We start from the raw sequence: 18,157 nt of genomic DNA, 5'->3' as shown, positions 1-18,157 counted from the left end.
ATGTTTTTCCACCTCATATTTTCCACATAACCTTGTCGTCAATATACGGCACTTGCAGTACGACGGAGTTTTCCTTCATATATAGAGCTCTTCCTGGAATAGAATACAAGTTTTGAAGTGCATTAATGAATGCTTATCAAAACGCCCAATTTGTCAAAGGAACTAAAAATACATATATTAAAAAATCAATGAACGGAATGCAAATCCAGATATCTCTTGATAAATCAACTGGTAGGATTATATCAGCATTTCCAATCTACAAATAGGAGGATATACACCTACGAAATATAGCTCAAAATTTTGTAAAGGATCTTTTGATATATTACCGATTAGCTTCCCAGAAGAAATTTCTTTAGTTAGTGATTTGCCAACCCTTCTTGTTTACTATCAATGAATTTTTAAAATTTTTTTCATTTAGGAGCTACTTTAAAATCTTAAGTTGATGGGCATGTGGCGGACTGATACTGTTATTCTTGCTTTTAAATTATTTTCAGTATATTATATTCATATGGTAATATAGAAATTACGGTATACAGAAAGGGATCAAATCTATTAGTAAGATTTAAATCCTTTTCAAAGATAAAAAGATTTTATCAAAACGTAATATAACTTATACTTGTCTTTTTAAGATATATCTAGTAAAAATACATTTTTTATCAATACAATTGTGTTTTCAATATAAATGGAAACTTTTAAATAGAAGTTTATTTACTTTCAGTGATAGGAGTTAGCCGTTCTAAAACATAGAGAAATAAGGCACCATACAGAGTAATCTGACAAACTTGAGAGATTTTGTATGCAGTTTATTCATCTCAGATACAACAAAAGAGCCTTACCTATCTAGGCAAGACTCTACTAGTTTAGTTATATAATATTTACATGATAACTAAGAAACTAAAGACATATAACACCAAGTAGCAGAACCCTAATATTCCTCCTACAGCTAATACCTGTTTAGCCCAACTTTTAATTTTTAGATTACTGTAAATTACTTGCACTTTTTCCATATTTCCTCCTATTAGGGAGAACCCTTAAAGACTCTCACCTCGCTATGGTACCATTAAAGAATGACTAATAGAGGTATAATTTTTGTCTAAACGTATAAATATGCAAAATTGCATACAAAAATGTATTGTTATAAATGCAAGCGCTTACTATAATAGAGTTATAAATATTCACACATCTTAATATAAAAACAGAGGAGAGAATACTATGGAAATCGCAATGGCAGTTTTAAAATTTATAGGTGGAGCAATCCCATTAATTCAAGAACTTCTAAAAGCATTTATGTAATTTTATTATTTAGCAATTTTTTATAAATATTATCATACAAATGATCTGTATATCAAAGATGAATTGATATACAGATCATTTGCGTGAGCAAGGTCCCTTTAACATTATTGAGGGACTTTTTTAATTCTTTAAATACTTAAGGTTACGTCACATCAAAATCAAGTTAGCAAAACAAAATGAAAAATGCGCCACCCATTCCTATGATTCTACAAAAAGAATAGCGTATTTTTCATTTTGGAGTATTATAAAACTTTAACTTGATAGTGATTGAGTAACAGTTGTGATTTAAACATAAGATAAGATTATACAAAGATTACCTACCGATATGTGGAAGATGAAAAATAAACTTGCGAAATTGAAACGATTGAATTAAAGAACTTAATATCAGTATGGTTAACAGAATGTGAAAATTACTTAAAAAATCGTAGTCTTGGTTACGTTCACATACAAATTATTATTTGTATTGTTTCATGGGTTCCCTTTTAAATTATATACGTCTACTTTACCATCAATAACCACTGACTAATGTCTCCTATTCAATCGTACAGATTACCTATGCCATATTCTAAAGGACCCCTCTTGGCTAAAATGATAAAAATAAAGAGAGATACTTGTCTCTCTCTCAATAAGTACTTTTATTTTAACATTTTACATCAGCCCTTTTAATATTAAACCCAAAACCGACATAGTGATTGAGCTAATAATAATTCGTAGAATCCAAGTTGTATTCATGCTAATCTTTTCTAATTGCTTATTAATTGTAGCGATGTCTTTCTCATTAATTGTTGTGCGAGTTTCTAAATTACGAATATCTCGCATAATTTCTTTTTGTTCTGCTTTTAAATTGTCAATTTTTCCATAAACATCTTCCAATACGTTCACATCCTTTTATAATCTTAATAAAGCAATTTTCACATGATATGAGACAACCTTATTCATGGTGAATTCTTTGCAGGAAATTCCATACAAAATCCGTATTTTGTTAATAATAAAATACGAAGAAATTCATTTATTTTCCCCTTTGAATAACCTTTTTACAAAGAAAAAAGACCTTGTAAATTACAAAGCCTTTTTTCTTATATATAAATTTACAACTTTCATTTTAGTATTAGTTAAATCCCCCACCAGGCTCTGTATTAGCTGGTGCTCCTGTATGCCCATGGGTATAGGACGGTGCTCCACCTGTATGTCCATGTTCATAACTCGGAGACCAGCCCTCTCCATGAGTATAAGTTGGTGCTCCCCCATGATTTCCATGTGCATATGCAGGCGCTCCTCCTCCATCCCCTTCTGAAGCCGCTTGAACAACCCCTCCACCATTTCCATGAGTAAAACCAAAAATTCCAAATCCTAAAACAGATAAACCTACGACTGCTGTACCAATTCTCCTTTTCATAATCGCTCTCCTCTATGTGTATTTCATGTTATTTGAAATACACATATTATGGATATCAGTCATGATGAAAATTCGACTCATTTCATTACCATATATTTATACTTCTATGTATTTTTTTGTAAAACCTTCTTGAAATCTGAAGAAAATGGTTATATTTGTAAAAAATCAAGCGTAGTAAAAAATTATTCAATTCACAATTTAGGCTTCTTTGCCTAGCCATATTCATCACCGCGCGGTAATCCCTAATTTAGTATTGAAATTCTCTAAATCTCGATGTATTATATTTTTGTATTTTCTCAGTTCCCAAGCCGAGAATACATCATCACTTCTGAAAGGACCCGAACTCCATCGGGTTCTTTTTCATTCCTCTCCTCATAAATCTATTTATCTAAATGTAAAATTATAAATGAGCTCTAATATTTTGAATCGAGGTGAAAATCATGAGAAGTTTTAGCTCATTAATAATCTCTAATATCTGTTCAGTACTTCTTATAATTTGGAATTTCTATTCCTTCTATAACGGATTGACAACTGGACGTACATACTACTGGATTAATGGCATCACAGCTGTTATCTTCCTTTTATTCTTTATCCTAAACATGCGCGATTTTAAAAAGAAAAACTACAGAACCTCATAACAATTGGAGTTGATACATATGTGGGAAAAATTTAAAAACTATAAATATTCCTCAAAAGAATTAAAGTTCATGCTTTGGTTATTTGGTATTACTTGTTTTGTACACTCGGTCGCTTTCTTTGGCGGACTATTTTCTTCCGAGTTCCTTTGGTTTAAAGGCCTTTGTGCGATTGCAGCATTACTAGCTTTTATGGATGTTAAGCGAAAAATCAATAAGTATAAGATAGCAATGTAAAAAGGAGCCACTACAGGTTCTTTTTTTCTGTTCAAAATGAAAACGTAGCTTATAAGCAATTTAAAGTTTGTCTTATCACCAAATAAAATACAGCTCTCATACATCACTGTTTTTCATTCATAGTGTTCGTTTGTTTTGTTAAACGTTAAACCCGATTGAAACTGCTCCTTTTAAATTATTAAATATTAAAAAGCACAATAAAAAAGAGTGCTATAAAGATATGCACTCTTTTAAAAGACTCTACCAATCTCGACAATCATCATGATCATGATCACGATCACGGTCATGATTACGTCTGCGACGACACTCATCACAATCGCAGTCACGTTTACAATGACATTCGTTAAAATCGTTTCTTCTGCGTCTACGACCGCATCCGCAAAATACTAGATCATCCCAAAATCTATTACAATCTCGGGAATGTCCAAAATTATTATTCCATCCCATAGATATGATTCCCTCCTCTAAAAATAGAATTCTTTATATTCTATGAATAAATAGTGAAAACAGCTTGTTCACTAGTCTATGTTTTTTTGTTTTAGACTAATAATATTTCAACTTGCAAGTCTACCTCACCCCTTATCTTTCCTTAACAACAAACAAGACGCCAACCAGATCATGGCAGCGTCAACGATAATTGATATTGGTCTTATCATTCGGCATCCTATTTCTTAAATAAAACAGAATCAACAATTGTTAAAATTACTCAATTTATTCCAAGAAACACTGCAATTATTGGCATTAATCAGAAGTAGTGATACCATTTTGTGGAACTACTCATCTTCCACCATTCATGGAGTGGATTAAGCTCTATCATTTATAACTATTCTTCCATTCAAATATCCATTTCGTTCAATAAAAAGATCGCACTTGCACCCGTAGATGCTTTTAATATGATAAAGAGTTTCTTATGAGTATTGAAATAAGATAGATACAAGCGAATGAGCCTGGCCTACACTCTTCAATATATGCTTGTCCCCCTCAAAAGAGGCAAACGAAAAAGAGCACTCCCCTATATATAATTAAAGCACCTGTATATCAAACGTTTATGTCACCCATCAACCCAGCAAATACAACAGGCTCACACAAAATCCACGACATTAACGCAATATAGCTGAATATATAAATGTAATTAGCCTTTTCGTCCTTTTTGCGGATTCTTACCGTCCATGCCCGTTCTCCGGTAACGTTTTAATAAAGGGTTCTATGTTAACTGTTTATCAACGCATAGATACGTTATCCCCACACTACTTTTCTTTCAAAGAACTGTATAGATATAGTGTAATATCGATTCTGTTTTGAAAAATCCCTGGAAACGTCCCTTTTTTCATCCCCTTTTTGATCAAAAAAAAGACCTGCATTTATGCAGGTCAAATATAAATTAGGGACTTTACTTAGATAAATTTACTGACGAGATTTCATACTACTTATACTTGTGGAGACGGGAATCTTGCAGCTTCAAAATGCGTACTATTTTCTACATTTGAAATAACTCCAGCTACGCTACTTTGTGCAAAAACCTCAACTATATCCCCTGCATTCAATTGAATTATCGATGAAACAGCTACAACATTAGCAAAGTTTATTGGACCAAAAAAATCATTATCTATTGCAATTGCCGGATTTCCATTAACTCGAATTTCTACCCGCGCTCTATAGTTTACGTTTAGATTATTGGGAATGAACGCAATTGTTCCAATAACAGAGTAAACACCTCTTGTCTTTGGTATAAAAATGGATGTTGCAGGGTTATATTCATTTGCTAAATCAAATTGTTCATTTTGGAATAAAACTTTAACAAATGTATTTGCTGGCAAATTCTGATTAACTGTACTCACAGCTCTAAAAGCAGATGCTCTTACAAGATTGTATCCGTTATCATCAGAACAACAATTCACTTTTACATTAAACCAAGGCTTTTCCTCATGTTTTTTATCACATTTGTCATAACTCTTACTGCTTTTATGACAATCATGATATTTCTTTTTAGAATCCTTCCAATAATCATCGTAGTAATAAGACATACTAGATTCCTCCTTTAAATTTATTACTACATACTATGTAAGATAGATTAGATAAGTTTGGACGAGCTGTTACTATTTTTAATAGAATTAAAAATCTCACCATAATGGCAGAACACAACTAAAGTAAACAACTGGAAAGCGATGCTCAGGAGTATAGTAACAGTCTTTCTGACATTTTCATTATCTGTGTTTTTAGCCATTATTTTGTTTGTGGGATATGGATTAAGTTAAAAAGAAAACCTTTTGGTACTCCTGAATAAAACTCAATATTCCGTCAATAATATAAAGAACCCATTTCGAACCATATTCCATGATTGGAGCAGTTAGTTTTTACTAACTGCTCTTTTTTTGTAAAAAACGAACACAATTAACTGCAAGCACATATAATATTCAGTGTTCCTTTCTTTATAAAATAGTCTTTACAAAATGAATCTCGTCACGAGAGCACTTTATTAAGTGCTCTTTTTTGGTTTTAAACTAATACAAAATGAAATTTTTACCACATAGCTAATTGTTAAATATTTTACGCTTATACATTATAATGAAATAGTTATATATTGGCATTAAGAGGAGCGTCTTGATTAAGCGCTTCTCTTTTTTTATAAAATAGTGTTTTGGTTAACATTCACTTACCGCCCATAAAATATCTACAGATTTGAAATTTTATAGAAAAAACCTTTACTTCCAATTTAATTTTATCAATATATTAAATACAGGGTGTGATAAATTAATGGAACAACTTGACTTTAGTGCTTTAGAACAACCACTATTTTTGTTAGCACTTCAATTAATTGCATTTGTATTGATTATTTGTATCGTATACGGAATCTTATACAACACCACATTAAAATTAAATATGCCTAAATGGACTGCCCATGCGGTAGCTACAGTATTTCCCCTCGGTATTGCCTATCAATCTTTTATGAATTTCATTTAAAAACATTTTTCTTTATTTCTCTCTTTTGTAGAGGAATCTATCCTTTACCATGCAAAAACGTCAGGCAACTTAATTAGTTACCTGACGTTTTTGCGGTTATTTATTTTCAAACAACTATTTTTTTACGTTTTGCTCCATCCACTTTTTATACGTCTTTTCGCTAAACATATTTGTCCAGAAAATCCTATATTATTGAACAGGATTATCGATTCTCAAATTGCAATTTTTTAATTTTGATGATGTAACCACTTATAATGGAAATATACTTTTTTCTAAGGAGGAATCTAATGTATGTATCAAATAGGATTGGCTTATTTAGCTGGATTGCAACTTGCCTATACTTTTTAATTGAACCTTTCTTCATTTTCACTTCTACAGCACCTTATAACTATTTGCATCATGCAATGAGTGATCTAGGTGTAACAACCTGTGGAGAATTCACCTACGAAATAGCTCCTTATGAAATATGCTCCCCTAATCATTTTTGGATGAATTTACTCTTTATTATTAATGGAATAACATTTTGTATTGGAGTACTATATATTTCACAACATCTAGAAAAAACAAGAATTAATAGAATAGCAACATTTTTTATACTTATAATAGGAATCTCCACTATAGTTTCAGGATTAATTCCTGCAGATGTAAACCTAATTGGACATTCTATTCTAGTTTGGATAGGTATGCTTACTGTATTTCCAAGATTATTTATTTTTGCTAAGAATCTTAAAAAAGCTAGAAAATGGACATATTTCTGTTTACTAAGCTTAATAGTAATAACAATTCTTATCTCACTTGTTTTTCTTTTCCCCTTACCTGCAGTGCAGGTCTACTACAAAGACTTTTCTATTTGGTTCTTTTCGTTTGGGGAACTGTATCAACCTACAAATTGATACAATAAAGTTTTTATACAAAATGCACATTTATCAGGAACATACTTAAAATAATCATGATCAACTCAGAGGTAGTCATTGAGCACTTTTTATTTGCAACTAAATAAGGATTTTATTTAAATTTTATAGCACTCCTCTTTTCACAAATAAGTTCAAAATTATCTATTTAGCATATATAATACTTTTAAGCAATTTAAATTCTATACATAGGTAATGGAGGCATTAAAATGGGGAGTATCCCAAATTCACCACAACAATCAATCTCAAAAATACAAATTAATCCTAACAAGAATCCACAAACAAATAAAAAGCTAAGACGTCGTCTTTTATTAGCACTTGCTTTTATGCTACCTATGGTTATTTCCATTCAAATCTCCATTTATAAGCAAGAACAAATGATTCAAGAAAAACAAATTACACTAAATAAAGAAAAGAAAAGATTGTCTGAATTAGAAATCATAGGACGTTATTATGAAAACGATATTAAAACTTTAACAGGGAGCGAAGAAGGTATTTTAAAGTTCGCAAGGAAATTGTATGGATTTTCTAGGCCTGATGAAACTATATTTCAAATAACTGAATAGCTTTTTAATACATGGGGTACCTCCACACATCCATCAACTTAAGGATTTAGACTATGCTTAAACTTAAAAGCACGTTACTATTCTCTTATGTTTGTAAAAAGACAATAAAGCTATTAAATTTTAAAACCTAAACAAGCATAACCCCGTTCTAAATTTAGGACGGGGTTATGCTTGTTTAATTTTCGATATAAGTTACTTAACTGCACTCAAAAATATAACAATAAAGTCGTTTCTGTAGTGTTTAAAGAAATGTAAGTACTTTTTCAATGAACTACATATGTATCTTTAATCAATTCCAATTAAGTAATTCAACCTAAAGTTCTATTTTATATTTTTTTTTGCTGCATAATCACCATAAAAGTAAGTGTTCTCTAACTCACCGTATTTAGGAGAAGCAATTATAGTGTATTTACCATTTTCATCAACTTCAAACAAAGCTACATTATTATATTCCGATCCCCCATTTGAATCATCTACTAACATATCTATGTTGTATATCCCTTTTGTTAATACTCCACTTTTTTGAAAGTCCTCAATTAGATCTTGGGCCTTTGGAATAGTTTTAGACATGTCAAATTTAAATAGAAAATTTACTACACCTAAATACCTGACATTATAATTTTCACGTCGGGGGTCACTTGGTATTAATGTAGGTAAAAGTTTAGTAGTATCTATCTTTTGGGTCTTTTTAAAATCATCAAGTAGTTCTTGAGAATAAATTATATTAAACTCAAGGTTGTCGTAAGGAAATATATAAACAGGACCATTCTCTACCGAAATAAATTTATTAGGATATTTCACTAATCCATATTTTTTTATGATTTGTTCAATTACTTGAACTACTTCTGGATGTTGCTCAATATATGCACCCTTGAATTGTTCAAGATAGATATCGTCACTGTCATCATTTAAAATTTTCCAAGTACCTCTTTCAATCATTAGAAACGGATAAGCACGATATGGCTTTTTCATTTCTACGTAAGTTTGATGGTCAACCCCTTGAAACCAATAATTATCTGTCTCAACAACAGAAAACCCACCTTGTATTCCATAGTTTGTTTTTAAATATTTTTGTATTGGTTGATTCAAATCATCTTTAGAGAAATTAGAGAAACATCCACTAAGAATTAAGATTGATGTACTTACTAAGATGACTTGAATCAATCTTTTAATACTCCTCATTTTTCACCCTACATTTCTTAAATTTTAATAATATTATAACACTTACACCCGACTAAATTGCCACGTTGGCTTAAGTACACTTCTTTACAGTCTTAGCGAAACATAATAAAGTCGTTTTAAACGACTTTATTGTAAATTAAACAACTTTATTATCCCTGTACAATGTTAATGAAAAAGGGTGACGTGCTTTTATGAATATGCATCAAAAACAAGAGCTGTCTTTATTTGCCGAAGAGTTATATCGCTATATGTCCCCCGCTACACTTAATCAATTAGCTATAGAAGCAGGTGGAATGAAGCGAAAACGTAAGTGCCATGGGCACCATTTTTTATCTTTGTGTGTATGGTTAAATCAACAAATCGCTACAACCTCTCTTACTCAACTTTGTAGTCAATTTGAAACTTCAACAGGAATTTTATTAAGTCCTGAGGGACTGAATCGACGATTTAACTCGGCTTCTGTAGCCTTCTTTCGAAATGTATTTACTACACTTCTACAAGCTAAAATTGGAGGATCATCTACAATTTCTCATTCTCTTTCTGCTTACTTTGAGCGGATTCGCATCCTTGATTCTACAACCTTTCAAGTTCCAGATCGATTCGCAGCTACTTATCCTGGTGCCGGAGGCTGTAGTCATACAGCTGGTGTAAAAATTCAATTAGAGTATGACTTGTTAAGTGGAGAGTTTTCTGATGTGAAAATTGAACCAGGAAAACGAAGTGATCAGGCATATGGGGCAACTCGAATCGACATGACACAAAAGAATGAACTATATATTCGTGACTTAGGGTATTTTCGTTTACAAGACTTTAAATCGATCCAAGATAAGGAAGGGTATTATTTATCACGTCTTAAATTACCAACTAAAATATATAGAAAAGAATTCGAAACAGTGGTATTTAAAACAAAACCTGCTCAATTGAGACCGGTATATACACAAATTCATTTGGAAGACACCATGAACCGATTACAACCTGGCATTGTTTTGCTCACATATGGCTTTAAATCTCTCATAATACGTTTTGCATTTCGGATACTCCCCATATCATGAATACTAATTACATGTCTTCTTGTTGCAAACTGTAGCTTTCTAATCGTAGCGAGCATCACCACACAATGGTTGATGTTCATGTGATTCTGTATGTTCATGTTTATCCATCTCATATTCTTTTAGATGTTTCCACTTGACCTTGTCGTCAATATACAGAACTTGCAGTATGGTGGCGTTTTCCTTCATATATATCTTCCTCGAATAAATTGCAGTTTCTCTAATCTAGATTGATCTACCACTACTTCTGATGCAGTAAGAGTCGGTAAACGAAAATTGAGCTTGCATTCTCCATCTTTTTTACACCCCTTGGCAAGATTTCTCCTGTAGGATATTACATACAACAGACGATACAAAACCAAGTGCCCCTTCAACGAGCGCAATGTGCAGTGAATAAAAATATTGAGCTCACCAATGGAGATGCTCTTATTAGCATAGTGAAGCATAAACATTAAAGAGGTTGCTCAAAAGTAGCTATTCAGCTACTTTTGAGCAACCTCTTCTTTTTTATGTGTTTCTGCTTGACTTGACCAAAATAACAAGTAAAATTATCCATATTAGCTTTTAAGCTATATTAATTTAGAAGGTGAGTTGGAATTATGACTCTTCACATTTGTGAAGTAACAGAAAAAAATTGGCGTTCGGTAGCTGCTTTAAACGTCGCAAAAGACCAGCAGCAATTTATTGAAAGCAATGCGTTTTCTCTAGCAGAATCATTATATGAGGGAAACGGAACGTCAGTAGGTTTATATGATGGAGAAACACTTGTAGGATACGCAATGTATGGATGGTATTGGGAAAAACGTAAAAGTGTGTGGTTAGATCGCTTTATGATTGACGAGCAATATCAAGGAAAAGGATATGCAAAACGTTTCCTTCGCATACTCATTCAATTCTTACAAGATAAATTTGAATGTAAAATAATTTATTTAAGTTTACATCCAGACAACAAACTCGCAATGGGATTATACGAGTCATTTGGTTTCCGTTTAAATGGTGATATTGATGACGAAGGTCCAGTTGTAGGTGTTGTAATGGAGTTACTATTAGATGAACATACAAGCCTGTGAAAACAGGCTTTTTATTATCCTTCGTTTTTTGCAATCTAGCATTTTTCTACAAAATACTTAGTTAAGTCAAAAAAATAAGCCTGCAATATATGCAGACTTATTTCACACACTCCCCGAAATGTTCTTGGAACCATTCTTTATTAATATCTTTTCCGATAAACACAACTTCACTTACTCGTTCTTCGCCCTCTTGCCACTCTCTATCATATGATGCAGCAAACAGTGTATGCACACCTTGGAAAACGATACGTTTATCTACTCCATCAATCGATAAAATTCCTTTGTAGCGATATAAATACTCCCCTAGCTCTTGAACGACAGCTGACATCCACTCATTTAGTTTTTGTAAATCTAACGGTCGCTCTTCGCGTAGTACAAACGACTTTACCCCTTCTAGATGATTATGCTCTTTATGAGGATAAATTTGTAACGTATCTTTCGTTTTAAACGTTTGAATTTGTAGTAACGATGGAATATCTACATCACAGTTAGTCGCCTCGATTAACTGTGCAGTTGGATTAATACCTTGCAGTTCCTGCAATAGATTTTCCTTTTCACTTTCATCCACTAAATCTAATTTATTTACTAAAACGACATCAGCAAATGCAATTTGTTCCTTTGCTTCTAGTCCTTTTTCAAAATGTTTATGTATATGATAACTATCTACTACTGTTACAACGCCGTTAATTTGGTATGCAGATTGAATCACAGGATCTAAAAAGAATGTTTGAATAATTGGACCTGGATTTGCAAGACCAGTCGTTTCAATTACTAATCCATCAAATTCCATTTTACCTTCCGCTTTTACGTCCAGTAATTGTTTTAAAGCGACTAGTAAATCTTCACGTACAGTACAACATAAACATCCATTCGTCATCTCCATAATCTCTTCTTCGACATTCATAATCAGCTGATTATCAATACCAATTTGCCCTATTTCATTTACAATCACTGCTAATTTATGACCGTGATTTTCTGATAAAATGCGATTTAATAATGTCGTTTTCCCTGATCCAAGAAAACCAGTTAATATTGTTACTGGAATCATTTCGTACATCTCCTTATAGCTATATGTTTTTACATTATAGCATATAGAGAAAATCGTTTTTGTAGCAAAACATATTTATTGTATGTACGACACTGTAACTATATAATAATATGTAGCAAGAAAGCCTTTTCAAAAAATGATTCATTCATCAAGGAGGTACTTATAATGGAACGAGTTCAAATGGCCGAAACACTAGAATTTTCTCGTATTATTCAAGGTTTTTGGCGTTTAGCAGAATGGAATATGCCAAAGCAAGAGTTACTTTCTTTTATGGAAACTTGTATGGATATGGGAATTACTACTTTCGATCATGCTGATATTTATGGCGGATATACGTGTGAAGGATTATTTGGAGAAGCATTACAACTCAAGCCTTCCTTACGCGAAGACATGCAAATTATCACAAAATGTGGAATCGCTCCCCCATCACCAAAATTTCCAGAGCGATATGTTGCGCACTACAATACGAGTGCTGAACATATAATAAAAAGCGCGGAAGACTCATTACAAAACTTACATACAGATTATATTGATGTACTGCTCATTCATCGCCCTGATCCATTTATGGATCCAAATGAAGTAGCAGAAGCTTTCTCACGCTTAAAGCAAGAAGGAAAAGTCCGTCACTTCGGTGTATCTAACTTTTTACCTTCACAGTTTAATATGTTAAGTTCTTATTTAGATTTTCCGCTCATTACAAATCAAATTGAAGTATCTGCGATGCAGCTTGAACATTTCGAAAAAGGGACAATTGATTTATGCCAAGAAAAGCGAATCAATCCTATGATTTGGTCACCTCTTGCTGGCGGAGAAATCTTTACTGGTCAATCAGAACGTGCTGTACGTTTACGTGAAACTTTACAGAAGGTTGCTACTGAACTAGGTGTTACAAGCATCGATACAGTTATGTATGCATGGCTGCTTGCTCATCCAGCTAACATGATGCCAATCGTTGGATCTGGTAAATTAGATCGTGTTAAAACAGCCGCTCTTGCTACAAAAGTTGATTTAGATCGTCAACAATGGTTTACAATTTTCGAAAGCTCTAATGGACATCCTGTACCATAATACACAAAAAGAAGAGCCGTTTCTTTACAGCTCTTCTTTTTCATATGTATTTCTAGTCATGGCAAATACACACATATCCCTTAATCCATTTCCATCTACCGCTACACTCGCACTTTCCAATGTACCTTCTAACTTAAATCCTAATTTCTCAGGTATCGCTCTACTCTTCTTATTTAAAGAATCGCATCGAATTTCTACGCGGTTTGCTTTCAGCTCAGAAAAAGCAAACTCCATTATACCTTTTGCAGCCTCTAGCATATAACCCTTTCCACTAAACCTTGAATCAATCCAATACCCAATTTCAAATTGAGGTATATCCCAATTAATACGATGCAATCCAGCTGATGCAATAAATTCACCTGTTTCTTTCGAAAAAACTAGTAATCTTAAATCCTCACGCTGCAAAAATTGAATATGCGATTTTCTAATGCTCACTTCTACTTCTTCCTCTGTTTGCTCTTTTTGTGCAAAAACCATCCAAGGTTTTAATTCTTTCATAGAAGCTTGAATTGCATCGTACACAGATTTACCGTCACCCGGTTTCGGCATTCGAATAAATAGCCTATCAGTATAAAATTCAGAAGGAAAATCGAATAATAACGGATTCACTTTCAACACTCCTTTTAATTCTTTTATATATAATAATATCCATCTCAAACCATACAGTAAAGAAATTTCTGAATTTTACACATTTTACTCATTCACCTCTACCGCTACACGAACTCCAGATTCAATTGCACCTTGTATCCATCCGTGATATAACGTTGTATGATCACCTGCAAAGTATAATCTCCCCTCTGGTTTTATAATCGCTGGTTGTAGCTCAGATTCTTGCCCTGCCTGAAATAGTGCAAACCCTCCAAGTGCATATGGATCCAATGTCCAACTTTTTGATATGCCAGACATGAACTCATCATATACTTGATCGCCTAATATTGTCGCTAAATTTTGTAGTGTGTAATAAATACGATCTCCCTTTGATAACCCATCCCATAACAACGCATCATAAGACCATGTATAGCTGCCTAACATCATAGCGGATCCTTTCTCTCCAATTCCGTGACTTGGATAATAGGCATAACGAATTGGCAAATCCGTTATAATTCTGCCACCTAATTGTCCTTGTTCTTCCCAAAATCGACTTTTAAATTGAATTCCTATTTTCGTTGCTGGCATATAATGCAATTCACGAATTGCTTTCCATTTTTCATGAGATATAGAATCAAATGGATCTACTTCGACAAAGCGCATTGTCGAAAATGGAATTGTAATAATAACTAAATCCCCTGTAATACTACTATATTCAAAAGTTTCCTCGTTTCGATAAAAAGCTGTCACACCGTTATCATGCTGATGTAGCTTCATTAATTTTTGATTATATATAATATTTCCTTCAAATTGTGGTAAAAAGGACTTTGGTAATCTATCATTTCCTCCTACAATTTCACAAAATCCACTCTCCTCTTGCATAATATATAAAAAGCGTAACGTCTCAACAAATGACCTTTCTAAAAAACCTTCTAAATCTAATAGAACACCGATCATCTCAATCGTTACTGGTGAAAAGTAAGTATTATATTGATAAGGATGATACTTTAAAAATTGTCCTGTAGAGTACCTCCCAAAATCCTTTACTACAACATCCCAATTTTTCTCTGGGTTCTTTTTTATAAAATTTATAATGGGCTGTACCGCTAGCAATAATAGCTCCTCAGACGTTTTCCCGACCTCATTCATTTCTACAGGATACTTTAATATACTTGGATCTTTTTCGTATTGTTTTAATGTCGTTTTCCGGCCATTTACGAAAATGATATCAGTCTCATTCCTATTAATAAATGGGCTCACCTGTAGCCCAAATTTTCTTATATATGCCATCGTTAATGTGTGCGAATACGGAATTCTCATTGCTCCTACATCTAAATATAATCCGGTATCTTCCATTCTAACTGTTTCTATGCGGCCACCTACCCGGTTGTTTGCTTCAAAAATTTTCACTTCATGTCCTGCATCTTTTAATAAAGATGCCGAAACCAACCCAGCCATGCCTGCGCCTACTACGATAACTCGCTTCGGGTTCGTCGTCTTCTTTAATCCTTTATTTATAACTTTCAACACTTCATCCATCTCAGTGTTATACATTATATTTTTCTGCACAATTCCACCCCTTACTTCATAAAATGGGCATTAGTGGTTTAGTGCATTTTATTCATAAATTCCTATAAACATAACAACATAGCAAGTGGAATATTCACTAAAAGTACATAAGAGTTAGCTTTCACACCTCATCACGCTACGTATAATATAGCAACGGTAAAGAAGGAGTGGTTGAAAATGAAACAAACATACGACTACAACGCTACAAAGAAGTATTTAGAAGGAAAGAAACAACAACTATGCAACAAACTTAGTAGTAAACAACTATCTAAAAAAGAGCGTGAACAACTACAACTTGAGATTGATAACTACGAATATATATTAAATTTAGTCGAAATGAATCATTATGAACGAGGATTTTCTCGTTAAAAGTAAATATAGAATTTATCCACTTTTTATTTTGAGCATTTTATTACGCATTTTTCGTAAGTAAATATATAATAGGATGTACATTAAGATTGAGAGGTATATTCTATGATCAAATTAAGTGTATTAGACCAATCACCTATTTCAGAAGGTAGTACAGCAGCCCAAGCTTTTTCACATACAGTTACGCTTGCACAAGAAGTTGAAAAATTAGGATTCACACGTTTTTGGGTATCTGAGCATCATAATTCCATCAGCCTTGCTGGTTCAAGTCCTGAAATACTTATTTCTCATATTGCAGCAAAAACGGATCGTATGAGAGTTGGTTCAGGTGGTGTTATGTTACCGCACTATAGCCCTTATAAAGTTGCTGAGAATTTCCGCGTTTTAGAAGCGCTTTATCCAAATCGTATTGACCTTGGTGTTGGCAGAGCACCTGGTGGTATGCCCATTGCAACTCGCGCACTACAAGAAGGAAAAATGGTCTCACTTGATCAATATCCAGAACAAATTGCAGATGTTGCAATGTACTTACATGATCAAGTACCAGAAAACCATCATTATGCAAATTTAAAGGCTACTCCTGTCATTCCAACATCTCCCGAGATGTGGATGCTCGGTTCTAGCGGAGAGAGCGCAATGATTGCCGCAAAACAAGGTGCTTCTTTTGCATTCGCACAGTTCATTAACGGATACGGTGGCCCTGAAGTAATGAAGGCTTATCAGGAACAGTTCCAACCTTCTTATTTAGGAGATAAACCAAAATCAATCGTCTCTATTTTTGTTATTTGCGGAGAAACAAATGAAGAGGCGGAAAAAATTGCTTCTAGTTTAGATTTATCAATCTTATTACTAGAACACGGAAAGCGTACAACTGGTACTCCTTCTATCGAAACTGCACAAAATTATTCATACAGCGCTTATGATTTATTCCGTATAAAAGAAAATCGTCAACGTATGATCGTCGGTGATCCATCTTCTGTGAAAGAACAAATCGTAAACTTAAGCAAAGCGTACAATACTGATGAATTTATGATTGTTACAATTACTCATCGATTTGAAGATAAATTGAATTCTTATCGCTTACTAGCAAATGCTTTTCATTTATAATGACAAAAGGGAGATACATCAATTATGATGCATCTCCCTTTTTTACTACTTATTATTTTTGTCGTCTATATATTCAATAGCTTCTTTTAATAGTTCATCAAAATCCTTAGGATAATCATGATTTAAACTGGGTACAACTTTAAACTCATGTTCTATATTCTTATCTCTTAATAATTGTACAAATTGCTGCGTACATTCAAAACAATCTTCATCTTGATCCCCGCACACAATATATCCCTTTATCTTTTTATCTTGTAGCACTTCCAATAACTCATTCCATTCTTCAATCTCTGGAAGCCACGGTGCCATAAAAATAAACCCATCCACAGCTATATCTTTTTGTAAAATTGTATATAGAGCTACTCTTGCGCCAGCAGAAAAACCACCAATTATTACACTTTCTACTGTATGCTTTTCTATAAACGTAACGTAATGCTCTTTTAATTCCTCTTTCCCTCTATGTATATCGTCCCAAACAAATCCATCTGAAAACTGAATTTGCGAAGATTGTGGTAAAGCTAACGTATAATCTTGTGTCAAAACAGATTTCCAATATGGTTCTATTATTTCTATATTTTCTTGATCCCCGTGCATTGCAATAAATAGTTTTCCTTCTTTATTGCTGTCTAAATATTTCACGTCTGCTCGTTCTGTTTTCTTTGCTAATTCTTCTCTTTCTTTACATAATTGAACCATTTTATGAAACTCTTCAAATTTATGTAGTGGTTTTAAATCATCGTCCGAAATTAAATACTCATTTCCGTACCAAAATCCATTGTCTATAATAGCTTCCTTCATTAACTGTAACGCTTCTTCTTCAAGCCCCGCTGCACTCGCTAGCGCATATTTAAAATTATATATTTGCGCTTTATTCCCCACTACACCTTTAGCATGCTTCATTATATAAGCGTACGCTTCTAAACTCCCTTTATTTGCGTAACGATGTAACGTTTCATTTAATAATTGAATGTAAGTCATACTATTTTTCATACACCCATTCCCCCGTAATCTTTTATAATATTTATTTCTCAAACCTTTATACCATTCTGTAATCACTGTATATAACTCACACTAACAATACTTAATCATTACTTCTCTTCGTCCAATA

Annotated in this window: 18 protein-coding genes and 3 pseudogenes; 11 read left to right on the top strand and 10 right to left on the bottom strand. The window is 33.1% G+C overall.

Annotated elements, in window-relative coordinates; genetic code table 11:
- Positions 1–875 precede the first annotated feature (875 nt).
- Positions 876–1,007, bottom strand: coding sequence for a hypothetical protein (locus J0835_RS10050; protein ID WP_254913075.1), 132 nt, complete (start codon positions 1,005–1,007; stop codon positions 876–878).
- A gap of 100 nt (positions 1,008–1,107) precedes the next feature.
- Between J0835_RS10050 and J0835_RS10045 the strand changes: the two are divergent.
- Positions 1,108–1,293, top strand: a pseudogene (locus tag J0835_RS10045) (hypothetical protein).
- A gap of 648 nt (positions 1,294–1,941) precedes the next feature.
- Here J0835_RS10045 and J0835_RS10040 read toward each other — a convergent pair.
- Complete coding sequence (locus J0835_RS10040) at positions 1,942–2,166, bottom strand: hypothetical protein (protein WP_087980873.1); 225 nt, start codon at positions 2,164–2,166, stop codon at positions 1,942–1,944.
- A 235-nt stretch (positions 2,167–2,401) separates the two neighbouring features.
- Complete coding sequence (locus tag J0835_RS10035; protein ID WP_087980872.1) at positions 2,402–2,689, bottom strand: hypothetical protein; 288 nt, start codon at positions 2,687–2,689, stop codon at positions 2,402–2,404.
- A 440-nt stretch (positions 2,690–3,129) separates the two neighbouring features.
- On the opposite strand from J0835_RS10035, the gene J0835_RS10030 reads away from it, so the two are divergent.
- Together J0835_RS10030 and J0835_RS10025 are read left to right on the top strand one after the other, a co-directional pair.
- A complete protein-coding gene (locus J0835_RS10030) occupies positions 3,130–3,327 on the top strand; it encodes a hypothetical protein (RefSeq protein WP_087980871.1) in 198 nt (65 codons plus the stop codon).
- 18 nt (positions 3,328–3,345) lie between these two features.
- Positions 3,346–3,561, top strand: coding sequence for a hypothetical protein (locus J0835_RS10025; protein ID WP_087980870.1), 216 nt, complete (start codon positions 3,346–3,348; stop codon positions 3,559–3,561).
- A 240-nt stretch (positions 3,562–3,801) separates the two neighbouring features.
- Here the strand turns inward: J0835_RS10025 and J0835_RS10020 are convergent, their stop codons facing one another.
- Together J0835_RS10020 and J0835_RS10015 are read right to left on the bottom strand one after the other, a co-directional pair.
- Positions 3,802–4,008 carry a hypothetical protein gene (locus tag J0835_RS10020; protein WP_087980869.1) on the bottom strand — a complete coding sequence of 69 codons (207 nt, stop codon included), beginning with the start codon at positions 4,006–4,008 and terminating at the stop codon, positions 3,802–3,804.
- A 980-nt stretch (positions 4,009–4,988) separates the two neighbouring features.
- Entirely contained in the window at positions 4,989–5,585 is a 597-nt protein-coding gene (locus J0835_RS10015; protein ID WP_087980868.1) for an ABC transporter permease, read from the bottom strand.
- A gap of 730 nt (positions 5,586–6,315) precedes the next feature.
- On the opposite strand from J0835_RS10015, the gene J0835_RS10010 reads away from it, so the two are divergent.
- From J0835_RS10010 to J0835_RS10000, 3 genes and pseudogenes are all read left to right on the top strand, one after another.
- A complete protein-coding gene (locus J0835_RS10010; protein ID WP_087980867.1) occupies positions 6,316–6,522 on the top strand; it encodes a hypothetical protein in 207 nt (68 codons plus the stop codon).
- 287 nt (positions 6,523–6,809) lie between these two features.
- Positions 6,810–7,423: pseudogene (locus J0835_RS10005) on the top strand (DUF998 domain-containing protein).
- A 219-nt stretch (positions 7,424–7,642) separates the two neighbouring features.
- Entirely contained in the window at positions 7,643–7,999 is a 357-nt protein-coding gene (locus J0835_RS10000) for an FtsB family cell division protein (protein WP_087980866.1), read from the top strand.
- Between the two features lie 321 nt (positions 8,000–8,320).
- On the opposite strand, the gene J0835_RS09995 is transcribed toward J0835_RS10000, so the two are convergent.
- On the bottom strand, positions 8,321–9,181 hold the full coding sequence (locus tag J0835_RS09995) for a hypothetical protein (protein WP_087980865.1): 861 nt from the start codon (positions 9,179–9,181) through the stop codon (positions 8,321–8,323).
- Between the two features lie 191 nt (positions 9,182–9,372).
- Here J0835_RS09995 and J0835_RS09990 point away from each other — a divergent pair.
- Positions 9,373–10,167: pseudogene (locus J0835_RS09990) on the top strand (IS4 family transposase); the annotation flags it as partial.
- Positions 10,168–10,829: 662 nt separating this feature from the next.
- A complete protein-coding gene (locus J0835_RS09985; protein WP_087980861.1) occupies positions 10,830–11,300 on the top strand; it encodes a GNAT family N-acetyltransferase in 471 nt (156 codons plus the stop codon).
- A gap of 97 nt (positions 11,301–11,397) precedes the next feature.
- Here the strand turns inward: J0835_RS09985 and J0835_RS09980 are convergent, their stop codons facing one another.
- A complete protein-coding gene (locus J0835_RS09980; RefSeq protein ID WP_087980860.1) occupies positions 11,398–12,348 on the bottom strand; it encodes a CobW family GTP-binding protein in 951 nt (316 codons plus the stop codon).
- 165 nt (positions 12,349–12,513) lie between these two features.
- Here J0835_RS09980 and J0835_RS09975 point away from each other — a divergent pair, with 165 nt between their 5' ends.
- On the top strand, positions 12,514–13,416 hold the full coding sequence (locus tag J0835_RS09975) for an aldo/keto reductase (RefSeq protein ID WP_087980859.1): 903 nt from the start codon (positions 12,514–12,516) through the stop codon (positions 13,414–13,416).
- Between the two features lie 24 nt (positions 13,417–13,440).
- On the opposite strand, the gene J0835_RS09970 is transcribed toward J0835_RS09975, so the two are convergent.
- Both J0835_RS09970 and J0835_RS09965 read right to left on the bottom strand, forming a co-directional pair.
- Positions 13,441–14,025 (bottom strand): GNAT family N-acetyltransferase, encoded by a 585-nt coding sequence (locus J0835_RS09970; protein ID WP_087980858.1) that lies wholly within the window; start codon positions 14,023–14,025, stop codon positions 13,441–13,443.
- 84 nt (positions 14,026–14,109) lie between these two features.
- Complete coding sequence (locus tag J0835_RS09965; RefSeq protein WP_140386800.1) at positions 14,110–15,573, bottom strand: flavin monoamine oxidase family protein; 1,464 nt, start codon at positions 15,571–15,573, stop codon at positions 14,110–14,112.
- 177 nt (positions 15,574–15,750) lie between these two features.
- On the opposite strand from J0835_RS09965, the gene J0835_RS09960 reads away from it, so the two are divergent.
- Together J0835_RS09960 and J0835_RS09955 are read left to right on the top strand one after the other, a co-directional pair.
- Positions 15,751–15,942 carry a DUF3896 family protein gene (locus tag J0835_RS09960; protein WP_087980857.1) on the top strand — a complete coding sequence of 64 codons (192 nt, stop codon included), beginning with the start codon at positions 15,751–15,753 and terminating at the stop codon, positions 15,940–15,942.
- 105 nt (positions 15,943–16,047) lie between these two features.
- Positions 16,048–17,049: an LLM class flavin-dependent oxidoreductase gene (locus J0835_RS09955; RefSeq protein ID WP_087980856.1), complete on the top strand. Its 1,002-nt coding sequence runs from the start codon at positions 16,048–16,050 to the stop codon at positions 17,047–17,049.
- Positions 17,050–17,094: 45 nt separating this feature from the next.
- Here J0835_RS09955 and J0835_RS09950 read toward each other — a convergent pair whose 3' ends face one another.
- Positions 17,095–18,039 (bottom strand): alpha/beta hydrolase, encoded by a 945-nt coding sequence (locus J0835_RS09950; protein WP_087980855.1) that lies wholly within the window; start codon positions 18,037–18,039, stop codon positions 17,095–17,097.
- Between the last annotated feature and the right edge of the window lie 118 nt (positions 18,040–18,157).

It is taken from the genome of Bacillus cereus group sp. Sample62 (assembly GCF_036851315.1).
Classification (GTDB): domain Bacteria; phylum Bacillota; class Bacilli; order Bacillales; family Bacillaceae_G; genus Bacillus_A; species Bacillus_A wiedmannii.
This window is presented reverse-complemented; position numbering and strand designations above follow the sequence as displayed.